Raw genomic sequence first — 23,072 nt, 5'->3', positions numbered from 1 at the left:
ACCTCTTACCGGTTGCAGACAAAAAAATCTTCGATGATCTTCTGTTTTTTCAGTTGATTGCCATAGGCTTCCGCCGATTTCTTATCCGGGAACCGGGAAATCCTGATGACATACCAGGTTTTCCCGCCTCCCTTTACCTTCTCCACAAAGGCATCCAGATCCTTCTTGTTCAAAACGGTCAAATACCGGTCGGCATGGGAGGGCTTCAGGTAGGCCGCAACCTGTATGGTAAATGGCTTGGGGATCTGGGCTTCAATGACCTGGGCCCCCTTTTCCATGCCGGACGGATGCTGCATATGGGAAATGGTATTGATAACAAAAATCAGAAGAAAAACCGCCATTCCTCCCAGTATCCCGGCCCGGATATAGGGCCCCGACTTTTCCCTCTGCCGTGTCTGATCCACAGCGGCCAGCGCAAAGGCTGTAAAAGACCTTAAAATGGATACCAGAACCCGGCCGGATGCTTTCAAAAATTTCACTCCCCGGGCTCCGGCACGAGTGAAGAGATTCCAGGACCTAATCAAAGCCTTTCTGATGAATAAAATACCGGGTTCCTTTTTTGCGGGTCCGGATCTTATAGGTATCTCATCATAGGCCTGGTCCGCGGTAATCGGTATGAAATCCCCCAGGCCTCTTTCCCCATCCGGCGTTCCTTGCGGGGATGGGCCCAGCAGAAGGTCAATTTTATCTTCAAAGGTCTTCCTGAGCCGGGGCCGGCCCAGAACCCTTGAATACAACAGCCGGGCAGAGGTATCTGTCCTGCCCAGAGCGAGAAAAGCCCCGGCCAGAAGAGACAGAAAAGTCTCATCGGCCCGGTGGAGTTCAGCAAGGGAGGTTAAAAGCTCAAGTTCAGAGTCTTCCGGCTCCCCTCTATCTCCGAGATTGTCCAGAAACCTCCGAAGCCAGAGTTCTGCCAGGACCGAGTCCTCCGGGTTTGCCCTCAGGTAAAGACAGGATGCCCGGCGTCCATGGGCAAAGTTGCCGGCTCCCGGTCCCAGGCTAAATTTCGCCAATGCATGGATGAGTTTCTTCCCTGTTGCTTCCCCTGACAAGGGAAACAATAAGAAACTGTCGTAAACCCTGACAGCCGCGCCATACCTTTTCCGGGCCTTTTCAATTATACCGGCCTGTTCCCAGATGGTTCCCTCCCGGATAAAATTCAGGATCATCTTCCGGCCCAGAAAATGAAAACCCGTTGTGGTCAGGCCGTAGAAAAAAATTGCCACCCCGATCAGCCCAGCCCCCGGAGTGACACCGGTGAGAACCTGTCTGATCCAGGGAAGAGCCAGGAAGCTGAAGGGAATGGAAAACAGGCTCGACACCCAGAGACAGACACTGATATTTCTCAGATACCGGATCATGGCTCCCCGCAGAGGTTCTGGTTGGTTTTCAGGGGAATGGTCAATACCGAAACAGGATTTTCCGGGTCTGTTTCAGGGGCCGGGGCACACCCGGTTGCAACATCGATTTTCTCAAAGCGGATATGGTCCGGAATGGGAAAATCCCTTTCCGGTTCTCCCTTTAATGCCCGGGACATGAAGTCGGACCAGATGGGTGCCGCTCCCCGGCCTCCGGTGATGCCCCTGCCGCCGGCATCCCTTAGGGTCTTCTTTTTATCAAACCCGGTCCAGACAGAAGTGGTGAGACCGGGGGTAAACCCCGTAAACCAGGCGTCCTTGTAATTATCCGAGGTGCCGGTCTTCCCCGCCGCAGGCCGCAAAAATCCGGACCGGCGGATGGACCGGCCCGAGCCCGTATCCACAACCGCCTTCATCATATCCACAACCTGGTATGCAACGGCCGGCTCAAGGACCAGCCTGTCCTGGACAATATGTTCAAACAGCACCCGTCCCAGGGGATCTTCCACCCGCTGGACAAGGAAAGGATCATGCCGGGTTCCCAGGTTGGCAAACACGGAAAAAGCCGATGCCATTTCAAGGGGGGTCACCCCGGAGGTCCCCAGGGCGATGGAATAGACCTTTTGCAGTTCACTCTTCACCCCGCACAGTCTTGCCGTCTCTATTACGGCATCGGGTCCGGTCATCTGAACCAATTGTGCGGCAATGGTGTTGACCGACCGGGTCAGGGCTGTTTTCAATACCATATCCCCGGAACAAACCTTTTCAAAATTCCGGGGTTCCCAGTCCGGCCTTCCGGGAACAGGGATACGGACGGGCCGGTCCGTCATGGGGCTGCCCGGATGAAGCCCCAGTTTCTTGAATGCCGTATAGTAGACAAAGGGCTTAAATCCTGAGCCGGGCTGGCGATGGCTGTTCACGGCCCGGTTAAACTCGCTGGTAAAATAGTCCCGCCCCCCGGCCAGGGCCCGGACCGCTCCGGTACCGTTTTCAACGGCCACCAGGGCCCCCTGGGGACGGTCTTTTTCATTCTCTCCGATACCCATGAGGCTGTCCAGTCGTTCAAGACCCTGTTTTAGGGCTTGCCCGGCAGAGGCCTGGAGCCGGGTATCCAATGTGGAAAAGACCCTCAGCCCCCCGTGGAACACAAGGTTTTCACCGTAAATTTCGATCAAATGCTGGATCAGGGCATCCAGAAAATAACTGCCGGATCTGGAATCCTTTTTTCCTGAATGGAGAACAGGCTTTTCCTCTGCGGCCCTGAGAGCCTCTTCCCGGTCGATAAACCCCACTGCGACCATGCGGTCCAGCACAATTTTCCTCCGTTTGAGCGCCCGGTCATAATAGAGAAAGGGGTTGTAGGCCGTGGGTGATTTCGGCAAACCCGCCAAAAGAGCGGCCTGGGCAAGGGTCAGATCCTGGGCCGGTTTATTGAAAAAGGTATTGGCCGCCTTTTCTATCCCTTGGGCCCCTGCACCGAAATGGATCTGGTTGATATAGGCCTCCAGGATCTCTTCCTTGGAATGGGCCGCCTCAATCTGAAAGGCAATGAGCATTTCCTGAAATTTCCGTTTAAACGACTGCTCAAAACTGAAAAAAAGGTTCTTGGCCAATTGCTGGGTGATGGTGGAGGCCCCCTCCACCCGGCCGGGTTTAAACAGGGTGACGTAAAGTCCCTTAAGGGTCCGAAGCTTGTTCACCCCGTGGTGGTCGAAAAAAAGATGATCCTCAGTGGCCAGGATGGCGTTGATAAAATCCTTGGATACCATGGAAATGGGAATGGACTTCTGTTCTCCCAGGTTCATGAGAACCTGGCCGGAAGATGAATATATCCGGGTTTGGGGCATCTCAATGATCCGCCTCAGGTCCTGGGGTAGTTTGGGCAGATCCGAGGATACATGAAAAATCAGAAATGCGGCAGCCAAGGCTCCCAGGGTTCCCATGCCCAGGAAAATGAAAAAGAGAAGCCGGACCATGGAGAACAATGCGGATCTCATTGAATCTCCCCCTTGAGGATCAGGCCCAGCTGCCATACCGCCCACTCCCTGGCCTGGACAAACAGCACCCGGGTTTCCCCCTGATCCTCAAATTCAAATCCCAGGCGGATATTTCCGTTTTCAGCCTGGTTCCAGATTCCCACCCTTTGGATAACCCCCTTCTGATCCAGAAGCAGTTCAGGCTCCTGGATCAGATCCGAAATCATGTCCGGAGGCAGTTTAAAGGCGGCCCTGAAAAACTCATCTGCCGGATAGATCCGTCCTGAAAAGGATTCCAGATCCTCCAGATACCCTTTTTCCGGCACCGGGCCCTGCTGGAGAGCGGACAGACTCTCCCGGTCCAGGTCAAGCTGCTGGACCACTCGATTCTGGGCGTCGATAAAATAAATCTGAATCCCTCTGGATCCGCCTTCACAGAAGATCCTATCCACTGTGGCCCCTTTCAAAAGCCAGACCAGCCTTGCCGGGTCAATGATCTTCCGGGCCGCAGACGGGGGCAGGGATCGATAGAACCTTTGAAATTCCTCCCTTTCAATGATCACCCACTCCCCGGATCCCAGGCTTGAGGCAAGCCCGGCAAAGGACTCTGCATCCCGGACACTCTGCCGGGCGGTTTCCTGGCGGCTGATAATATCGGTGAGGGATTGAAAGGCATCCAGGGTATCATGTCCGGCTTCCCAGACCGCCCCTTTTTCAGGCCTTGAATCGTTGTTGGAGAGAAGATAGGCCCCCAGGAGTTTTTCGCACCAGTCAAACCGGAATTCGGAAAAAACAAATAAGAAGCTGAAGATCAGAATCCCCAGATTGAAAAATGAAAAGGCCCGTTTAAGCCCTTCGGAGAACCCGGGCGGATCGTACCAGTTGTGGATCATGGATGACTATGCCTTGCCTGCGGCCTTCATGGATTCATTATAGACAATGTAAAAATTCTCATGCTCGATCAGGGCTTCGGAAAGAATTTGGGGCAGGAGGGCCATGTCGTGGAACCCGATAATATGATTGACACTGGCATGCAGGGCAGCCATTCGATCTCCAGTGGGACTCTGCCGGCTGATCAGAATCAGGCAGATCCTCCGCCTCAAGGACATATCCAGGTTGTTCACATGGGCGATCAGGTCTGACAATCCCCGCCCCTGATCAAAGGACTCGTCAATGATAACCAAGGGATAGATGTGGTACCCCAGTTTCTTAAGGGCCTGGGTGACGTTGGTCGGGGTCTCCACCTCAAACCACATTTGCCCCAGGACTGCCATGGCGGCACCGGCTGGGGTTCCCTCTCCCAGGCAGACCATGGCCCGGCTGCGGCCCTGGGAGGAAAACCGGGCAGAAGCCGCGGACTGTTTTCCAGCCGAGTCAACCGGCGGGGGAACTGCCTGGGGCCTGGATGCCGGGACAGTTATCTTTTCACTGCATTTGGGACATTTAAAGGAAGAGTCCCTGTCTTTTGGGATCTTCTCATCCGGGACATTCAATTTTGTCTGACAATGGGGGCAGGTAATATTCATTTAACTAAATCCTCTCATTCTTCATCCAAAGGGTCTTCACCCTTTATACCCATGGTCTATTTCAAGGGAATCGATATTTGTGGTGGCCTCTCCCCGGGCGCTTTTGATGGCGTCCAGCCCCCTTCCCACAATATCTCTTCTGGAGGCATAGGCCATGGCTGTGGCTTCATCGATTTTACCCTCTTCGTAGAGGGAGATGATGAACTCGTCAAAGGAGACCATCTGCTGGGCTTTGCCAGCCGTGATAATATCGTTGAATGTCTTGCCTTCGGACTCCCCGTTAAGGATGGAGTCTTTGACCCTTAGGTTTGAGGCCATAATTTCAAAAGCAGCCACTCTGCCCCCGCCTGTCTTGGGCAGCAGTCTCTGGGCCACCACCCACCGGATCGTGTCGGCCAGACGGATCCGAATCTGTTTTTCCTCTTCCGTGGAGAACATGCCCAGAACACGGTTAATGGTCTGTCCGGCATCCACTGTGTGAAGGGTGGAAAGAACCAGATGGCCGGTTTCCGCTGCGGACAATCCGATCTCAACAGTTTCCCTGTCCCTCATCTCACCCACCAGGATGACCTTGGGGGCCTGGCGCAGAGCAGCCCTCAGTCCGCTGGCAAAGGTGTCGAAATCCATGCCCAGTTCCCGCTGGTTAAAGGTGGATTTCTTCTGGGTGTGCTGGTATTCGATGGGATCCTCCAGGGTAATCACATGGACGGATTTGCTTTCATTGATGGTATCCAGAAGGGCGGCAAGGGAGGTGGACTTACCAGACCCTGTGGCGCCGGTGACAAAGATGATCCCGTTTTTTTCCTCTGCCATGGAGAAAAAAGCCTTTGGCAGGTTCAGGTCTTCAATGGTGGGGATCCGGGTTTCCAGCTTTCTCAAGACAATGGAGTATTTGCCTGACCTTGAAAAGATATTGACCCTGAACCTTGCCTTGGTCCCCAATTGATAGGACATGTCGCAGGATCCCTCCCGCAAAAGGGTTTCCGTCAGTTTTCTGTCGTTGTTGATCAGGTTCAGGGCAAAAACTTCCGTCTGGAACGGGGTCAACACCTGAAAATCAGGTGTGATCTTTACGGTAACCAGCTGCCCCGAACTTTCCACCTGAAGGGGTTTGCCCGGGGTCAAATTCAAGTCTGACACATTGTCATGGGAGTCCAGCATTTTTGTCAGGATATGGTCGATCTGCTGTTTTTTCATAGGCCTTTACCCGTTCGATTTAAGAAATATCAAGGTGCTGCAATCCGTTTTTTTACAGGTGCACCTAAAATCATTCATTCCCGATGATCCATTGAGCCCCCGGGTGAGTCATCAGGCTTCTGTAAAATCAACCGGCGGATTCTTAAGATAGGATCTGAAGGCTGATTTGTTGTTGGCCTTGGTATAGGCCTCATCCGGACTGATCCAGCCCTTTTTATACAATTGCATGATGGCATCGTCCAGAAGCTGCATGCCGTATTGTTTTCCGGTCTGGATCATGGAGGGGATCTGGTGGGTTTTTGCCTCCCGGATCAGGTTGCGCACCGCAGGCGTGGCCACCAGGATCTCCAGGGCCGCACACCTGCCCTTTGTATCCACCCGTTTAAACAAAACCTGGGCCACCACGGCCCGAAGACCGTCGGACAAGGTCGACCGGATCTGGGCCTGTTCCGTCGAGGGAAACACCTCGATGATCCTGTCCACGGTTTTGGCCGCGCTGGAGGTATGGAGGGTTCCGAACACCAGATGACCTGTGGACGCCGCCTCTATGGCAAGGGAAATGGTCTCAAGATCCCTGAGCTCCCCCACAAGAATAATATCCGGATCCTCACGCAGGGCCCCCCTCAGGGCCGATGAGAAGGTATCGGTATGAAGCCCCACCTCCCGGTGGTTGACGATGCAGGACTGACTCTTATGTACGAATTCAATGGGGTCTTCCACGGTGATGATATGGTCTTTCCGGGTCCGGTTGGCCTGGTCCACAATGGCGGCCAGGGTGGTGGACTTGCCCGATCCCGTAGGTCCGGTAACCAGAACCAGTCCCCTGGGAAGATTGGCCAGCTTGGAGATCACCGGGGGCAGTCCCAGCTGCTCTGCGGTGAGGATATTGGATGGGATTTCACGGAATACGGCGGAAATTCCGTTTTTCTGCATAAAGTAATTGGCCCGGTAGCGGGCCAAACCGGGGATCTCATACCCGAAATCCACATCCCCGGTCTCTTCAAAGGTCTTGATCTTTTCCTGGGGGGTAATTTCGTACAGGATGCCCCTGAGTTTGTCACTGGTCAGCCGGTCATATTTGATCCGTTCGATCTCACCGTTCAGCCTCAGGGCGGGAAGCTGTCCCGATGCCAGGTGGAGGTCGGATGCCCCCTGGTCGTTCATGAGTTTAAAAAAAGCATCAATCTCAGCCATTAAAACCTCTTATGCAAAGGATGATCATCCGTGTTTGATAAATTTTAATGTGGTATCGGTCTCGTCTGCGGCCTTATTTTCTTCCTTGGTCATCTCAAGCATCTTGGAATGAGATTCCAGTACGGCGCTGATCTGCATTTCAAGCTGAATCCTCTGACGCTTCAGTTCGATAATATCACTATGAAGCTGGGAAAGCCGGTTGTGTGCCCGGCTTAGAATCTTTTCCGCCTCTACCTCGGCATTGGCAATTACGGCCTGGGAGGATTTTTTGGCGTTCTCCTTCATCTGATCAATCACCTTCTGGGACTGGATCATGGCGTTTTTCATGGAGTTTTCTCTTTTTCGATACCCCTGATTTTCCAAGTCCAGGCGATGTTTCTCCTCGGCGAGCTGTTCAATGGTCTTGCCAAGGGCATCCATCTCCTTGGCCACATCCTCAAGGAAAACATCCACTTCCTGAACATCAAACCCCCTGAATCGGGTGGAAAACTCCTTCTGCCTGACAACCAAAGGTGTAACGCTCATTTTTTTCCCCTTTCGATATTAAACAATTGATCCTGCAAGCCCGTGCAGGCTTTTGACAACAAAGACCTCAAGAAAAAGAATGGCCAGAATGGCAATCACCGGAGATACGTCAATTCCGCCGAAACTGACCGGAAGCCTCTTTCTGATCTGATAGAACACGGGTTCGGTTGCCCGGTTAATGAATCGGACAATGGGATTGTAAGGATCAGGGCTGACCCAGGAGAGGACCGCACCTGCAATAATGATCCACTTATAGATGTTTAAAGCATAGTAAAGAACCACAGCAATCGCTTCAAGAAAATTTGCCAGAATAAGCATTCAATCTACCTTCATTTTTAAATTATACTGTTCAATCTGGCTTTTTTACCCCAAAACCGGCCGAAAAGTCAAGTTTTTTTGCCTATTTAGGCCTTTATCACATTAAAGAACCGATTGACAAGGCCCCTTTCTTACCATATCAATGGTTTAACCATTCAAGCCTCCACGCCCGAAATCGGGTTGTGTATACTTGAATCTTTGTTTGTGGTATATTTGCATCAGGGGAAACATCTCAAATTTATAGGGGAATCGCAAACGCGCTTCGGATTTTGCCAGATCTGAAGAAAAAACAAACCTGTATCAAACAATAAGGATAAATTTTAAGGAGTTTTACAATGGGTCACATCAATCTTTCGGAGACCAAATCCGTCTCCTATGAACGGGCTGAAATCGACATGGGGTATACGAATCAGTCCCTTCGGATCAACCTTCAAACCACGGACATCATCATCCGCCCAATTGAAAAAGAGATCAAGGATAAATTCATCGGCGGCAAGGGGTACGACCTCTGGTTCATGTGGAATGCCGTATCAGGAAATACCCAATGGAACGATCCTGAAAATGCAGTCTGCATCTCTTCCGGCCCCCTGGGGGGGACGCCCGGATATCCCGGGGGAGGGAAAAGCATTGTCACGGCCATTTCTCCCCTGACCGGAGCTCCCATTGACTCCAATGTGGGGGGATACTTCGGTCCCTATAAAAAATTTTCCGGGTTTGACGTGATTCAGATTGACGGAAAAGCCGACAGGGAGACCATTGTCCTCATCGACGGGATTGAAAATAAGATCAAAATATTCGAGGCCTCGGGTCTTCCCTCGGATTCCTATGAAATGTCCCGGGAACTGACCCAATATTTTGATCCGGAAAAACCGGTCAACGTATCCGTGGTTACGGCCGGGCCCGGCGCTGAAAACACCTTTTTCGGATGCCTCAACTTCTCCTGGTGGGATGCCGGACGGAAAAGGGTCCGGTATAAACAGGCCGGACGGGGGGGCATCGGCACGGTGCTGGCAGACAAGCGGGTCAAGGCAATTGTGGCCAGATTCGGTGCCGTCTCCATGAAGACCAACAATCCCTTTGACCTGGACGGACTTAAAAAGGTCACCAAGAGTCATGCCAGGGAGATCCACGAACTGGATCCCAAGCAGAACCGCATGGCCCTGGTGGGCACCACCCATCTGGTCCCCATCATGAACGATCATGACTGCCTGCCGGTCCATAACTTCAAATTCGGTTCCCACCCGGAATCCAAAGTCATCGGTGAAGAGGTCTATGAACATATCTTTGACAAGGGGTTTGACGGATGCTGGAGGGGCTGTGCTGTGGCCTGCGCCCACGGGGTAAAGGACTTTTCCCCCTTTACCGGACCCTATAGAGGTGCCAAGGTTTTTGTGGACGGACCTGAGTACGAAACCGTGGCCGGCTGCGGCTCCAACCTGGGAATATTTGACGCCCAGACCATTCTGGAAATCAATTTCTACTGCGATGCCTACGGCCTGGACACCATTTCCGTGGGCACCTCCATCGGATTCGTCATGGAATGCTTTGAAAACGGCCAGATCACCCTGGATCACACCGGGGGAATGGACCTTAGCTTTGGCAACCGCTTCAACGCCCTGGAGCTGATTCACCAGATGGCCCGGGGGGAAGGGTTCGGCGCCATCGTGGGAAAGGGCATCCGGCAGATGAAAGAGATCTTTGCCAGGGATTTCGGATCTGATCCAAACTTCCTGCAGGACATCGGTATGGAGTCCAAAGGTCTGGAATTTTCCGAATACATCACCAAGGAGTCCCTTGCCCAGCAGGGCGGTTACGGCCTGGCCCTGAAAGGTCCCCAGCATGACGAAGCCTGGCTGATCTTCTTGGACATGGTTCACAATTTCATGCCCACCTTTGAGGACAAGGCAGAAGCCCTTCACTGGTTTCCCATGTTCAGGACATGGTTCGGACTCTGCGGCCTGTGCAAACTTCCCTGGAACGATATCGTTCCCGAAGACAATAACACCAATCCCGAACCGGCCAAGGTGGTCAAGCATATGGGATGGTATGCCGAGTTCTTTTCATCGGTTACCGGCAAAAAGACCCGGCCCGAAGATCTCATCTCCATGAGCGAAGCAGTCTATAACTTTCAGCGCATTTTCAACCTCAAGATGGGATACGGCACCCGGGAACACGACACCCTTCCCTACCGGGCCATGGGCCCGGTGACCCTGGAAGAGTATGACTCCCGAAAAGAGAGGTACGACAGCCAGCTGACCGAAAAATACGGCATGGATATCTCCGACCTGGACCCCCCGGCCAAATTGGTAGCCCTGCGCCGGAAACGGGAGGAACAATATGAACTGCTCAAGGATGCGGTATATGAAAGACGGGGCTGGAACAGGGACGGTATCCCCACCCTTGAAACCGTCCGCCGCCTGGGCATTGACTTTCCCGAAGTAGTGGAAGTCCTCAAAAAGAACGGGGTGGAATAAAATCTTTCAAAAAGGGACCATAGAAGTCGACGGAAAAAAAATTCATTGGTCAGAGGGAATGACCGTTGAATCCCTCTTAAAGAGCCTGGAAAATACGGATTTCTGTTCAGTGGTCCGCTTGAACGGGAAACTGGTCTCCAGCCCCAGGTTCAGGGAGACCCCGATCCCAGACAATTCAACCATCCGCCTGCTGCCTTTGGTGGCAGGCGGATAACCTCCAATTCCATTTTTAACTTCACAAACACCTGCCTGTCTGCTACATCATGGATGCAAACAGGCTATTAACTTTTTTATTAACCGCTAAAGAGCTCACCATTGAAAAAAATATTCTCATTTTTGAAAAACATGGTCCAGGGGAAGGACGAAAAAAAATCATCTAATCCAGCCCCTCTTAAGAAAAAAACCAATAACAGACCGGCCCCATCCCCCGGGCCGGACCCCAAACCGAATTCGCCCAAAAGGCCCCCGCGCCCCAAGAAAAAGCCGTGGACCCTGGACAAATTTGATGTAGCGCCCCAGGAAGGCAAGACAAGGTTCCACGACCTGGATCTGCCGTTGAACCTCATGCACGCCGTTGCTGATCTCAAATTTGAGTACTGCACCGACATCCAGGCCCAGCTTCTCCCCCACACCTTGAAAGGGCTGGATGCCACGGCAAAAGCCCAGACCGGAACCGGCAAAAGCGCCACATTTATCATGACCATGATCAAACGGTTCCAGGAAATCCCCTCCAAGAACAAAACAGGGTTTCCCAGGGCCCTGATCCTGGCCCCCACCCGGGAACTGGTTCACCAGATTGAAAAAGATTTTAACGCCCTTGCCAAATATTCACGGCTGAACATCGTGTCCGTTTTCGGGGGAACAGGATATCAGAAACAACAGAACCAGCTCACGGAAAAAAAGGTGGACGTCATTGCGGCAACACCGGGCCGGCTCCTTGATTTCATCAGCAAAAAACTCATCAACCTGTCAAAGGTTGAAATTATCGTCCTGGATGAGGCCGACCGCATGCTGGACATGGGATTTATCCCCGATGTCCGGCGGCTGGTCTATATGACCCCCCACAAGGACAAACGCCAGACCCTTTTCTTTTCCGCCACCCTCACCGATGAGGTTCTGCGCCTGGCCGATTCCTGGACCACCCAGGACAGGGTCCGGATAGAAATCGATCCGGAACAGGCTGCTGCGGACTCCATCCGCCAGATCGTCTACCTGACCACCGAGGACGACAAATTCAAACATGTCTACAATCTCATCACCTCGGAAAAGCTTACCCGGGTCATCATCTTTGTGAACCGGAAAGATACCACCACCTATCTTTCCTCAAAATTTTCCCGGTACGGCCTCAAATCAAGCGTTCTTTCCGGGGATGTCTCCCAGGATAAACGCTTCAAGGTGCTCAACAACTTCAAAAACGGAAAGATCAGCATCCTTGTTGCCACGGACGTTGCAGCCCGGGGGCTTCACATTGAAGGGATCAGCCATGTGATCAACTATGACCTGCCCATTGAGCCCGAACACTACATCCACAGGATCGGCAGAACCGGCCGGGCAGGAGCCAAAGGAACTTCCGTCTCCTTTGCCGATGAGATGAGTTCCTTCCAGCTCCCCCAGATCGAAGAGGTTCTGGGCCATAAAATTGACTGCGAATACCCCTCCGATGCCCTTGAACAGGACCTGCCCAAGCCCAGTCCCCGGCCCAAGAGCAAACCGGGCTCCGGAAAGAAACCGTATCGGAAAAGAAGGGCTCCCGGGAAAAAACCCTATAAAAAACCGTACTCCCCCAAAAAAGGAACCTGAACCCGGACAGGTCCCCCAGGGGCTTTTAAAATTAGGATTTGGTTTTAAGTTCAAGATCCGGAAATTATTTACCTGAAGGTTAATATATAGAATATTTCAAGGGTTACCATTTTTCCGCACACCGGGGATTGAGCCGAATGACATTATTTGCCAATGGCCTTGAGGTTGACACCGACCCATACTCAGTGTAAAACCTTACACTTAAAATTGACCGAGTTAACAGAAGGAGAGAAGATGTTTGGTCTTGGAATGCCTGAAATTCTGCTGATCCTGGCAATCGCCCTCATCGTCATCGGACCGAAGAGACTGCCGGAGTTGGCCAAAACCCTTGGCCGGGCCATGGGGGAATTCAAACGCTCTGCCCAGGATCTCAAACGGAGCATTGACCTTGAATCCACTGTCCAGGACGTCCCTGCCCCGTCCGAGGATCTTAAGACGGTCATCAAGGAAGCCAAAGAAGATCCCAAAACAGAGGTTGAAGAAGAGCCCGCCGAAGACAAAGATAAAACGGCCCAACCAGACTCTGATTTTTCCGAAGAGGGAGAGACCTCAGATTCTGAGAAACCGGACTCCAAGGGGAACCTGAACGAGTAAACCATGGACAATGAAAACAAAAGCCCTTTTACAGAGCATCTGGGTGAGCTGCGGGACCGGCTGGTCCGATCATTCATAGCCGTCGGCGTCGGATTTGTCGGGGCCTATTTTTTCAAGGAAAAACTCTTTGAAATCCTGACTTTTCCCCTGGTAAAGGCCATGGGAGAAAACGGCAACGCCCAGATGATCTTCACAGGCCTGCCCGAAGCCTTTTTCACCTATTTAAAAGTCTCTTTCCTGGTCGGTATTATCGCGGCCACCCCGGTGTTGTTCTACGAATTCTGGATGTTTGTCTCACCGGGTCTTTACAGAACTGAGAAAAAATATCTGATTCCCATTGTGGTTCTGTCCCTGTTTTTCTTTATTCTGGGATCTTCATTCGGCTACTTTATCGTCTTCCCTTACGGATTTGCTTTTTTCCTCGGATTTGCCACGGATACCATCCATGCCATGCCTTCCATGAAGGAGTACCTCTCCTTTGCATCCAAGATGCTCCTGGCCTTTGGGTTTGTCTTTGAACTTCCCCTGGTCCTTACCTTTATGGCCAGAATGGGTCTGGTCAATGTTGATTTTTTAAAGAAGAACCGGAAGTACGCCCTTCTCCTCTTTTTCGTCGGCGCCGCCCTGATCACCCCCCCGGATGTGATCACCCAGATCATGATGGCCCTTCCCCTGATGATCCTTTACGAAATCAGTATCGTCGGAGCCCGGGTTTTCGGGAAAAAACCCCTGGATATTGAGGACACTGATGAGGATCCGGACCCGGAAACCCATGGCCCGGAAGAGGAAGACCAAAATTCTTCCCAAGAAGATGAAGAGGTTGTTCCTGAAGACGATAAGGAGTGATCGGACCTCCTGCCCCCTTGTTTTTATCATTGACTTCGGCCCTGCAGATATGTAAAAAATAGGTCATGCAAAAGAAACTCCCGATGCCTTTTATGGACAGGTATCGGATAAAGGCAAAACAAATAGTTAATTGTAAAAAGGAGCAAAGCGAGTTATGAACAAAAGACTGGTCACACTTCTTCTGGCTGCAGGAATTGCTGTGATTTTTGCCGCCGGCGGACTCCAGGCAGGTACTAGTGTCGAAGATACCTTAAAAATGGAAACCGACGGCTACAAAAAACGCAAAAAAGGGGCCCCAAAATTCAAACTGGTGGAGTTTACTCACAAAAAACACATTGAAGAGTACAAACTCAACTGCGGCGAGTGCCATCACGACAAAGACGGCAAACCCCTGGCGGATCTCAAAATGGGCGACGAGGTCAAAAAATGCGGCGAATGCCACAACAAATTCAAAAAAGACAAGAAAAATAAAAAAGACATCATGGTCCATGAAAATGCCATGCATGGGAACTGCGTGGAATGCCACAAGGAAGCCAATATCAAAGCCGGCGACCCCAAAGGCCGGAAGGGCCCTGCTCCCACCTCCTGCGGCAAATGCCATGAAAAGGCATAAGCGGTAAAAAAACGCATATACATTTTTAAGGGTGTTTCCCCGTTTCCGGGGAAACACCCTTTTTTATTCCGCTAAAACCGCTAAAAGTCTAAAGCCTCATGCTTTGGGGTTTCCCCCTTTAGACTTTCGGCTTACAAAATCATATTGTCGATGAGCCGGGTCTTCCCCAGCATCACGGCAAGGGCCATGAGCACGGGCCGGTCAATCCTCTCCCCCTCCCCCAGATTGTCCAGGGTGGCAATGTCACAGATGGAGACATAATCAATCTTGATTCCAGGGCAGGAATTTAGAATCTGCCGGGCCTGTTCAAGGATCCGGGCCGGATTTTTTTCTCCGGATGCAACCATCTCCTTTGCCTTTAACAGGGATTGGTGCAGAAGCAGGGCATCGGACCTTTCAGATTCGTTCAGATACTTGTTCCGGGAACTCATGGCCAGCCCGTCTGCTTCCCGGACGATGGGCACCCCGATGATCTCTATATTGAGGCTGAGATCCCTGACCATCTGCCGGATAAGGGTCAGCTGCTGAAAATCCTTTTGTCCGAAGACCGCCTTATGGGGCCGGACGATATTGAACAATTTGGTCACCACCGTGGCAACCCCCCGGAAAAAGACCGGTCTGGACAGCCCGCAGAGGTGCAGGGGCAGACGGGTGAGTTCCACGTAAGTCTGGAAACCCTCCGGATACATTTCCCCTGCATCCGGGGTGAACACGGCTGCAGCCCCGATTTTTTCACAGAGTTCCAGGTCCCGTTCCAGGGCCCGGGGATAGGTGTCGAGATCCTCATTGGGCCCGAACTGGGCCGGATTGACAAATATGCTGACAATAAGGTCGTCGGCCTGTTTTTTACCCTCCTCCATCAGGGTCAGATGCCCCTTGTGAAGGAACCCCATGGTGGGAACAAATACAAGAGTCCGGCCCTTCCGGCGCAGTTCCTCTGAATGGGCGGTCATCTCTTTGATGGAGCTGATGATTTTCACGATTTCACCTCGGTTGATGAAGTTTATAATCCATGGCCTTGGCCACAAGCGAAGGGGCCCATGAGGGGGTTCCCAGGGCATGGATATGGGTATAGGTTCCAAAGGTATTGTTCCTATGGAACCCGTCTTTTTTATCCAGGATTCCCTTTCCCCTTTCCATGCGAAAGGCCATCTGAGTATCCTTGTACTCTATGGACCGGATCTTGGAGTACCTGAACTCGTGTCCCCTAAGGGTTTCCCCCTTTTTGTAAAAGGGATTGGAATGGACCACTTCTACCTTGGTATACCCGTGTCCCTGGGGTTTTTTGGACAGGCCGAACTTAATGGGAAATATTCCGGACATGGGATATTCCACATCATCCAGGCGAATACTCTCCCCCAGAAAAATCAGGCCCCCGCATTCGGCGTAAATGGGCAGTCCCTCCAGAGAAAGGCGTTTCAGATTCTCCCTGAAGGAATGATTTTTGGCCAGCTGGGGGGCATGGGTTTCCGGAAATCCGCCGCCCATATAGATGGCATGGACCGGGGGGATGGTCTCCTGTTTCAAAGGACTGATAAAGACGATCCTGGCCCCGAGATCCTCAAGGGCCCTTAAATTGTCCGGATAGTAGAACTGAAAGGCCGAGTCCCGGATGATTCCGATGGTCACCGAATCCGGGCCGCCCTTTTTCCCGGTATCCCGGGCAGGCGGGCAAAGCCCTGGCCTGGTCTGGCCGTCCGATGCCGTCACCAGTTCATAGAGCCTGTCCAGATCGATGTTTTCCCGGGCGATTTTAATGGCGGATTCAATGGCCTGATCCGTATAGGAGTGCTCCTCGGAGGTGACCAGCCCCATGTGGCGTTCAGGGAAATCCCCCTGACTTAATTTGGGAACGGCGCCCAGTACCGGGATATTGCAGAACCGCTCTATATTGGCCCTGACTTTTCCCTCATGGCGTTTTCCCGCCACCCGGTTGAGTACCACTCCGCAGATGCGGATGCCGGGATCAAAATTCATGCAGCCCATGAGGAGGGCAGCCATGGTCCGCGTGCTTTTGGTACAGTCCAGGACCAGAAGAACCGGCAGGTTCAGAAGCTTGGCAAGTTCACTGGTTGACGTGGAGCCCTCGGTGTCTATGCCGTCATAAAGACCCCGGTTGCCCTCGATAAGGGCAAGGTCTGAATCTTGGGAATTGATAAAATAAGAGGAGATCACCGTTTCCGGTGTACAAAGAAAGGTGTCCAGATTGTAACAGGGGCGGCCGGCTGCCCTGGAGAGCCAGCCGGCGTCGATATAATCAGGCCCCTTTTTAAAGGGGGATACCCTGAGATTTGACTCTTTCCATGCTGCAGTTATCCCTAAGGATATAATTGTTTTGCCCGAACCACCCCTGAGTCCTGCAACAATAACTCCCGGGACATTTTCCCTACTGGCCTGCATGGATTTAATTCTAATATCTTATTCTTCGCCTTCAGAAGAGTGCTGAATACCCGCACCTTTGAGACCGTACATGGTAGTGGATCCGGAAGACCAGAATTCCAGCTCTCCGGTTTCAACCATTTTATTAACGACTTTTTTAATGGCCCGGGGTTTGTCATCGGGAAAGATCTTATAAAAGTCCTTGATATAAAACTTGGTTTTGGATTTGGACTTTTTGGTCAGCCAATCAACAACCGCTTTTTTTGCAGCCTCTGTATTCTCAAGAAGTTCGCTCATGTTTCGCTCCTTTGCGTTAAAACGGATGAACCGGAGAACACGAATGCCCTCCGGTTCACCCTCATTATTTACAACGAGTGTTCAAATAACCAATAAATTAGAATTTGAACTGAGTGGACTGACGCCAACTCATGTAAGCCTGCTGACGGAAATCGTCAATCAGGTGATGGGTAAACGGAAGTTCACAAACTTCAAAGAATTTTTCCCATCCGATTCTCTCGGCCCAGTCACCCAGACGCTCGTATTTGTTGGCACCGTTTGAATAGGCATTCACCATCTTATTAATGGCATCTGTCATGGAAGGCCATCTCGGCATTTCATTGGGCAGGAAGGCAACAACAACCTTGGAGAACTTGGGATCGGAGATCCGGTTGGAGACCTTACCACCGGCCATGAGAACGATACCGTCACCTTCGGCATCTGCCAGAGGCATGGAAGGACACATGGTGTAGCAGTTCCCGCAGTACATGCATCTCTCATTTTTAACGGCTACGGATTTAACTTCGGTTCCATTGGCCAGTGTCTGTTTGGCCGGCTTGATGGCTGCCGTGGGGCAGGCAGATACGGCCAGGGGAATTTCACAGACCTTGTCCAGGTACTCATGATCCAGCATGGGCGGTTTTCTGTGATATCCGAGAATAGCGATATCAGAGCAATGAACCGCGCCGCACATGTTCAGACAGCAGGCCATGGAAACTCTCAGCTGGGCCGGAAGTCTCATCTGCTGGAAGTCTGAGAACAGCTCATCCATGGTGGCCTTTACCGTACCGGAGGCATCGGTGGCAGGCGTATGACAATGAATCCAGCCCTGGGTGTGAACGATATTGGTCACGCCGGCACCGGTACCGCCGATGGGGAACTTAAAGGAACCGCCTTCAAATTTTCTGGAAGCCAGATCATTTTTCAAAGGCTCCACCTTGTCCTTGGAATCAACCATGAACTCGATGTTGTTCCGGGTGGTAAAACGAACATACCCGTCGCAATGTTTGTCTGCAATTTCACAGATCTCGTTGACGTGGGTGGTGGACATCAAGCGGGCACCACCGCATCTTACGGTATAGACTTCGTCCCCTGAATCAGCAACATGAACAAGGACGCCGGGCTCAAGAATTTCATGATGAGACCATTTGCCTTTATTTTTTGCGATAACAGGAGGATAAAATTCGTTATGATCTTTCGGACCGATGTCAGTGATTCTGTTTTCCATCGGCTTGTCTGGATTATAACCAGTAGAAATAAATGCCATTATAAATCTCCCTTCCTATCTCTGATGATGTTTTCTGTATTCTTCAACGTCGCGTTCCCAGCCGCCTGTCACTTCATCTTCTTTCCAGAAGATGTAGGGGTTGGTTCTCGGGTAGGCAACGTGCTGAGGCATGGGATCAATACCAGTGACTTCAAGAAGTTTCTGGAAACCCTGACGCATGATCAGCTCACCAAGACGCTCACGGTTTTTACCTTCTTCCATCCACCAGTCCCAGACATTTTCGATTACTTCAGTGATGGCTTCGTAATCATTGTCAGGATTCACCTCTACGAAGGGAACAAGGAGAGAACCCATCTGGGCACCGTCAAGGATGGGGGCTTTTGCACCGACCAGGATGGAGCAACCGGTTTCTTTACCGACTTTCAGGGCTCTGGGCATTACATTGATGCAATGCATGCAGCGGGTGCAGTTGGCATTGTCAATGAAGAGTTTTTTGTTTTCAAACTTCATGCATTTTGTGGGACAGAGACCGGTAACTTCTTTTTCAATGTCAAAGGGGCCCCAGTCTTTACCCTTATGGGCACCGGCATTGGCCGGATATGCAGGATCGTTTTCCACATATTTATTCACTGCATCCTGATCAATGCGGATATCGTCTTTCCATGTACCGATGAAGGACATGTCGGAACGGGCGATGGAGGCCACGCAGCAGTTGGGGCAGCCGTCAAGTTTGAATTTAAACTTGTAGGGGAATGCCGGACGATGGAGTTCATCCTGGTACTCATTGGTCAGGAAGTAAACCAGTGCATTGGTGTCGTAACAGGCATATTCACATCTGGACTGGCCAAGGCAGTCGGCAGGGGTTCTTAGGTTGGAGCCGGAGCCGCCGAGATCCTGGTTCATGTCATGGGTCAGTGTCCAGAAGACTTCTTCCAGCTGGGGAGTAGTGGTACCCAGAAGGATGATGTCACCGGTTGCGCCGTGCATATTGGTTACACCGGAGCCCCTGAAGTCCCACAGTTCGGTCAGGCTCTTCAGGTAATCGGTTTTGTAGAACTTCCCTGCGGGCTGATTCACACGCATGGTATGGAAGTGCTCAACACCGGGGAAGGCCTGGGGCTGATCGCAGTACCTGCCGATAACGCCACCGCCGTAGCCGAAAACGCCTACGATACCGCCATGTTTCCAATGTGTTCTACCATGCTTGAAAGAAAGCTCCAAAACACCCAGAAGATCGTCCACACAATCCTGGGGAATCTGGAATTCAACACCCTTTTCATTCTTTGCTCTGACTTCAGCCTGCTGTTTCAGGTCAGAGACAAAGCTAGGCCATGGACCGGTTTCAAGCTGGTCCAGTAAAGGAGTTTCATGCTTAGCCATTTACTTACCTCCGTTAAAAGTTAAATTACATTACATTAATGAAAAGGTTTTCCAAACTTTTCATTCATAGTCTAAATGCCTGTTATTACAAAAACTTAGAAACGCTTATTTATTTCATAAGAAATAACTTTAGCAAAATAACATTGCAGATATAAAATTTCTATTTCCACATGTCAATAAAAATCCTGTGCCCGGCTGTTTTTAAAAATCCCATGGATAGCGGCACAATGGGATTCAAGACAATTGTTTATCAGATCCGATTCCGAAGCCCCCGGACGCCATTGGTCCATCATCTTTCCAATGATCTCCTCCAGGGTCCCGGCGTCAAACCCCCGGATAAACTGAACAAAACCCTCCGCAAGGGGAGACCTTTTTCCCGACGGATCATCAAGCCCGGAAGGGGCATCTGGGTGCTGATTTTCATGATCCTGAAGCCCCTTAAAAAATCCTTTTACACAGGCCCTTAAAACCGGTTCATCCAGGAAAACCGCTTCACCGGTTCCGTCCAGGCGGTCCAGCCGGATTCTCAAAGAGAGATTTAAGAAGAAAAAGAGCAGGGAAGGCAGGACATATTGTCCTGTGGGATCGGAAGGGAACTCCACCAGGGGGCCGTACCCCCTCACACTGATCAACTTCACCGGAAGATCCGGTTTTTCAATGTCCGCCACAAAATCCCCGGCCGCATGGTGCCAGGGGAAAATCTGTTCAAAGGTATCAAGGTCGTAGAATGAGGTGAGGATAAAGGCCACCTGCTCATAGATGGGCAAAGCCTGTTCAAGGGAGAGAAAGGAGCTGTTGCCGGAATCCTCCCAGACCGCTATCCGGCGGGGCTCTTTAGAACCGGTGATATGGAATTCCCGAAATCCTTGAAACCACTCTCCCAGGAAAAAACCGAATTCATGGCCTTTTTCCATGAACCTTCCCATGCCAAATACACGGGGGATAAGGTCTCCGGCGTTTTTTTCCCCCAGCATGGCCAGAAGACCGTACTCCCTTTTCAGAAGGGCAAGACCTGGATCCGAAACCGCCCCGTTCAGAACAAATGAAACGGTCCCCCCGTCATCAGCATCCACATCGATCTTTACCGGGTGATAAAAGGCCCCGTGCTTGATAAGAAAGAGAGAGATCTTTTTTATCCCTTTCTTGCCTTGCGACGTCTGAGACAGGGCAGAATACAGAATCCGGCCCTTGTCTGCCGAGAGAAAAGTCCGGCAGGCTGAGAAATAATCCCCGATTGTCAGATCTCCGGGGATATCCGAATTTTGGGATTGAACGGAGGGGTCATATTGGGAGATCCTCCCTGACAGGGGAAGAGCCCAGAGGGGGCTGCCGGGAAGGATCTCTTGATTGTTACCTGAAATATAAAAAGAACATTCAGGAGATTGAATCATGCCGCCCTATGGGGAGCAAGCTCATTCAGCAGTTCGGGATTGACTTCGAATCCGAGGCGGACCGCTTCATCACAATGTTCGATGGCCTTTTTATAATCCTTTAATTCCAGGTATCCCACGGCCAGGTTATTATGGGCAATGGGAAATTCAGACTCGATATTTACGGCCTCAAGATTGGCCTTGATGCTTTCCTCCACCAGACCCTTCATGAAATAGGCCGTGCCCAGGGTGGTATAGGCCTGGATAAAATTCTTGTTGTGGATAATCGCTTTTTTCAAATGCTTAATGGCCTTGTCCAGCTTTTCCTCATCCTCTTTGGGATCTTTCCCATCCACCAGCTGCAGCAGGACAAAGGCCATGTTGCCGTAGCCCTCTGCAAATCCGGCCCGGGCCTTGGTCGCCCGTTGATTGAACCGGTAACAGCCCTCCAGATCGTTTCTCTTCAGACAGAGTCCTCCCAGAAGCACATAGGCCTCGGCAAGGGTGGGACTGCAGTCAATGGCATCATGGAGGACTCTTTCCGCTTCGGCGTACTCCTGCTTTCCCATGAGCGCCACGGCAAGGTTGTAATGGGTGGTTCCGCAATCGGTGTTCCGGGACAATTGATCCCTCAGTTTGGCGATCTGCTCATCTGCATTCTGGGGCAGATTGACCGGGTTTTTGCCGGCCGGGGTTTGAGCATCAGACATATATAACTCCTTAAGATCGATTAACATCTTGTTTTCTGGTTGAAATCTACTATAATAAAGCCCTCAACCCAGGTGTCAAGGTATTTGAAGAAAATCACCTTCTGCCCGAGGGGAATAATAAAGATTGAACCTGCGCCTGACATATGGTAGCAAGGCATTTTATAAAGATTACACAATTTCAGGAGCATTAAATTATGGATCAAGGATGTTTTACCGCATTAGTCACCCCTTTTAACGAGTCCGGCGACCTGGACCGGGAGGGTTTTGAGCAGCTCATCGACTTCCAGATCGAAAACGGCATAACCGGGATTCTGGCCACCGGCACCACAGGGGAAAGCCCCACATTCAAATGGAAAGAACATGACCTTGTTATCGCCCTGGCTGCCAGGCAGGCCAAGGGGAAATGCCTCTGCATCGCGGGAACCGGATCCAACAACACCGCCGAAGCCCTGACTGGTACCGGACACGCCGTCAAAGAGGGGGTGGACGCTGTTCTCCTGGCAGACCCCTACTACAACGGCCCCAGCTCCCTTGAAATCCGGAAAGAGTACTATGAAACCGTGGCCAGGGAATATCCCGGGGTGGAGGTCATCCCCTATATCATCCCCGGCCGGACCGGAGCCCAGATGCTTCCCCAGGATCTGGCCCTCCTGGCTGAATCCTGCCCCAATGTGACTTCGGTAAAAGAAGCCACGGGCAGCCTGGAAAATATGAAACTGACCCGGGAATTCTGCGGAAAAGACTTCAAGATCCTGTCCGGGGACGACGGCCTGGTCTATGACATCATGACCGACCCTGCCGTCAAGGCCTGCGGATCTTTCTCCGTCATGTCAAACATCGTCCCCGGTTTCATGACCGAAATGGTCTCCCTGATCAATAAAGGAAAGCCCGAAGAAGCCAGACTCCTGCAGGAAAAACTTACCCCTCTGCTCGATCTTGTGGGGGTCACCACCCAGGAGGAAAGCAAATTCGGCCCGGTAAGCTGCCGGGCAAGAAATCCCCTGCCCCTGAAAACCATGATGCAGATCCTGGGCATGCCATCGGGACCCTGCCGGAAACCCCTGGGCCGGATGACCCGGAAAGGACTCGATATTGTCTTGGCTGCCATGAAAAAAGTCCAGTCCCGGACCCCGGAACTCTTTGAACCCATTCAAAAGGCCTTTAATGTGGATATTGACGAGAGGATCAATAATCCGGAATATCATGTTGGGCTGTGGTATGATTATTAAAAGCGAGAACAGCTAGATCCGCTGGATCAGCGAGAAAAGCAGGGGGAAGGACTGGCGTCCTTTCCCCTTTTTCATTGGA

General features: G+C 51.6%; 22 protein-coding genes. 7 read left to right on the top strand and 15 right to left on the bottom strand.

Annotated elements, in window-relative coordinates; genetic code table 11:
* Positions 1 to 5: 5 nt before the first annotated feature.
* From F608_RS0118980 to F608_RS0118945, 8 genes are all read right to left on the bottom strand, one after another.
* Positions 6 to 1,361: an SPOR domain-containing protein gene (locus F608_RS0118980; RefSeq protein ID WP_022667249.1), complete on the bottom strand. Its 1,356-nt coding sequence runs from the start codon at positions 1,359 to 1,361 to the stop codon at positions 6 to 8.
* Entirely contained in the window at positions 1,358 to 3,355 is a 1,998-nt protein-coding gene (locus F608_RS0118975) for a transglycosylase domain-containing protein (protein ID WP_022667248.1), read from the bottom strand. The genes F608_RS0118980 and F608_RS0118975 overlap by 4 nt, the downstream gene beginning before the upstream one ends.
* Positions 3,352 to 4,227: a hypothetical protein gene (locus F608_RS0118970; protein WP_022667247.1), complete on the bottom strand. Its 876-nt coding sequence runs from the start codon at positions 4,225 to 4,227 to the stop codon at positions 3,352 to 3,354. Before F608_RS0118970 ends, F608_RS0118975 begins: the two co-directional genes overlap by 4 nt.
* A 6-nt stretch (positions 4,228 to 4,233) precedes the next feature.
* Positions 4,234 to 4,860, bottom strand: coding sequence for a zinc-ribbon domain-containing protein (locus tag F608_RS0118965; RefSeq protein ID WP_022667246.1), 627 nt, complete (start codon positions 4,858 to 4,860; stop codon positions 4,234 to 4,236).
* 36 nt (positions 4,861 to 4,896) lie between these two features.
* On the bottom strand, positions 4,897 to 6,057 hold the full coding sequence (locus tag F608_RS0118960) for a type IV pilus twitching motility protein PilT (protein ID WP_022667245.1): 1,161 nt from the start codon (positions 6,055 to 6,057) through the stop codon (positions 4,897 to 4,899).
* Positions 6,058 to 6,168: 111 nt separating this feature from the next.
* Entirely contained in the window at positions 6,169 to 7,251 is a 1,083-nt protein-coding gene (locus F608_RS0118955) for a type IV pilus twitching motility protein PilT (protein WP_022667244.1), read from the bottom strand.
* A gap of 24 nt (positions 7,252 to 7,275) precedes the next feature.
* Positions 7,276 to 7,776, bottom strand: coding sequence for a DivIVA domain-containing protein (locus tag F608_RS0118950; protein ID WP_022667242.1), 501 nt, complete (start codon positions 7,774 to 7,776; stop codon positions 7,276 to 7,278).
* An 18-nt stretch (positions 7,777 to 7,794) separates the two neighbouring features.
* Entirely contained in the window at positions 7,795 to 8,094 is a 300-nt protein-coding gene (locus F608_RS0118945; protein WP_022667241.1) for a YggT family protein, read from the bottom strand.
* Between the two features lie 335 nt (positions 8,095 to 8,429).
* On the opposite strand from F608_RS0118945, the gene F608_RS0118940 reads away from it, so the two are divergent.
* The 6 genes from F608_RS0118940 (at position 8,430) to F608_RS0118915 (ending at position 14,421) form a co-directional block, all read left to right on the top strand.
* Positions 8,430 to 10,568 (top strand): aldehyde ferredoxin oxidoreductase family protein, encoded by a 2,139-nt coding sequence (locus tag F608_RS0118940; protein WP_022667240.1) that lies wholly within the window; start codon positions 8,430 to 8,432, stop codon positions 10,566 to 10,568.
* 1 nt (position 10,569) lies between these two features.
* Positions 10,570 to 10,782, top strand: coding sequence for a MoaD/ThiS family protein (gene thiS, locus F608_RS0118935; protein ID WP_027362903.1), 213 nt, complete (start codon positions 10,570 to 10,572; stop codon positions 10,780 to 10,782).
* Between the two features lie 101 nt (positions 10,783 to 10,883).
* Positions 10,884 to 12,368, top strand: a complete 1,485-nt coding sequence (locus F608_RS32575; protein ID WP_022667237.1) for a DEAD/DEAH box helicase — start codon at positions 10,884 to 10,886, stop codon at positions 12,366 to 12,368.
* 234 nt (positions 12,369 to 12,602) lie between these two features.
* Positions 12,603 to 12,962, top strand: coding sequence for a twin-arginine translocase TatA/TatE family subunit (locus tag F608_RS0118925; protein WP_022667236.1), 360 nt, complete (start codon positions 12,603 to 12,605; stop codon positions 12,960 to 12,962).
* Between the two features lie 3 nt (positions 12,963 to 12,965).
* Entirely contained in the window at positions 12,966 to 13,808 is an 843-nt protein-coding gene (gene tatC / locus F608_RS0118920; protein WP_022667235.1) for a twin-arginine translocase subunit TatC, read from the top strand.
* Positions 13,809 to 13,962: 154 nt separating this feature from the next.
* Positions 13,963 to 14,421 carry a cytochrome c3 family protein gene (locus F608_RS0118915; protein WP_022667234.1) on the top strand — a complete coding sequence of 153 codons (459 nt, stop codon included), beginning with the start codon at positions 13,963 to 13,965 and terminating at the stop codon, positions 14,419 to 14,421.
* Positions 14,422 to 14,552: 131 nt separating this feature from the next.
* Here the strand turns inward: F608_RS0118915 and panC are convergent, their stop codons facing one another.
* The 7 genes from panC to F608_RS0118880 form a co-directional block, all read right to left on the bottom strand.
* Positions 14,553 to 15,401 (bottom strand): pantoate--beta-alanine ligase, encoded by an 849-nt coding sequence (gene panC, locus F608_RS0118910; RefSeq protein WP_022667233.1) that lies wholly within the window; start codon positions 15,399 to 15,401, stop codon positions 14,553 to 14,555.
* A gap of 4 nt (positions 15,402 to 15,405) precedes the next feature.
* Positions 15,406 to 16,821 carry a cobyrinic acid a,c-diamide synthase CobB gene (locus tag F608_RS0118905; RefSeq protein WP_022667232.1) on the bottom strand — a complete coding sequence of 472 codons (1,416 nt, stop codon included), beginning with the start codon at positions 16,819 to 16,821 and terminating at the stop codon, positions 15,406 to 15,408.
* 18 nt (positions 16,822 to 16,839) lie between these two features.
* Positions 16,840 to 17,097: a dissimilatory sulfite reductase D family protein gene (locus F608_RS32570; protein WP_022667231.1), complete on the bottom strand. Its 258-nt coding sequence runs from the start codon at positions 17,095 to 17,097 to the stop codon at positions 16,840 to 16,842.
* A gap of 97 nt (positions 17,098 to 17,194) precedes the next feature.
* The gene (gene dsrB, locus F608_RS0118895) at positions 17,195 to 18,343 is read right to left on the bottom strand and encodes a dissimilatory-type sulfite reductase subunit beta (RefSeq protein ID WP_022667230.1); all 1,149 of its coding nucleotides are present in this window, start codon (positions 18,341 to 18,343) and stop codon (positions 17,195 to 17,197) included.
* 15 nt (positions 18,344 to 18,358) lie between these two features.
* Positions 18,359 to 19,684, bottom strand: coding sequence for a dissimilatory-type sulfite reductase subunit alpha (gene dsrA, locus F608_RS0118890; protein WP_022667229.1), 1,326 nt, complete (start codon positions 19,682 to 19,684; stop codon positions 18,359 to 18,361).
* A 173-nt stretch (positions 19,685 to 19,857) separates the two neighbouring features.
* The gene (locus F608_RS0118885) at positions 19,858 to 21,075 is read right to left on the bottom strand and encodes a hypothetical protein (protein ID WP_022667228.1); all 1,218 of its coding nucleotides are present in this window, start codon (positions 21,073 to 21,075) and stop codon (positions 19,858 to 19,860) included.
* Complete coding sequence (locus F608_RS0118880; protein WP_022667227.1) at positions 21,072 to 21,764, bottom strand: tetratricopeptide repeat protein; 693 nt, start codon at positions 21,762 to 21,764, stop codon at positions 21,072 to 21,074. The genes F608_RS0118885 and F608_RS0118880 overlap by 4 nt, the downstream gene beginning before the upstream one ends.
* Positions 21,765 to 21,958: 194 nt before the next feature.
* Here F608_RS0118880 and dapA point away from each other — a divergent pair, with 194 nt between their 5' ends.
* Positions 21,959 to 22,993, top strand: a complete 1,035-nt coding sequence (dapA, locus tag F608_RS0118875; protein ID WP_022667225.1) for a 4-hydroxy-tetrahydrodipicolinate synthase — start codon at positions 21,959 to 21,961, stop codon at positions 22,991 to 22,993.
* The last annotated feature ends 79 nt before the right edge of the window (positions 22,994 to 23,072 follow it).

Origin of the sequence: Desulfospira joergensenii DSM 10085 (genome assembly GCF_000420085.1) — a bacterium.
In the GTDB taxonomy this organism is placed as follows: Bacteria; Desulfobacterota; Desulfobacteria; order Desulfobacterales; family Desulfobacteraceae; genus Desulfospira; species Desulfospira joergensenii.
The sequence above is the reverse complement of the archived record's forward strand: the minus strand, read 5'-3'. Positions and strand labels throughout refer to the sequence as shown.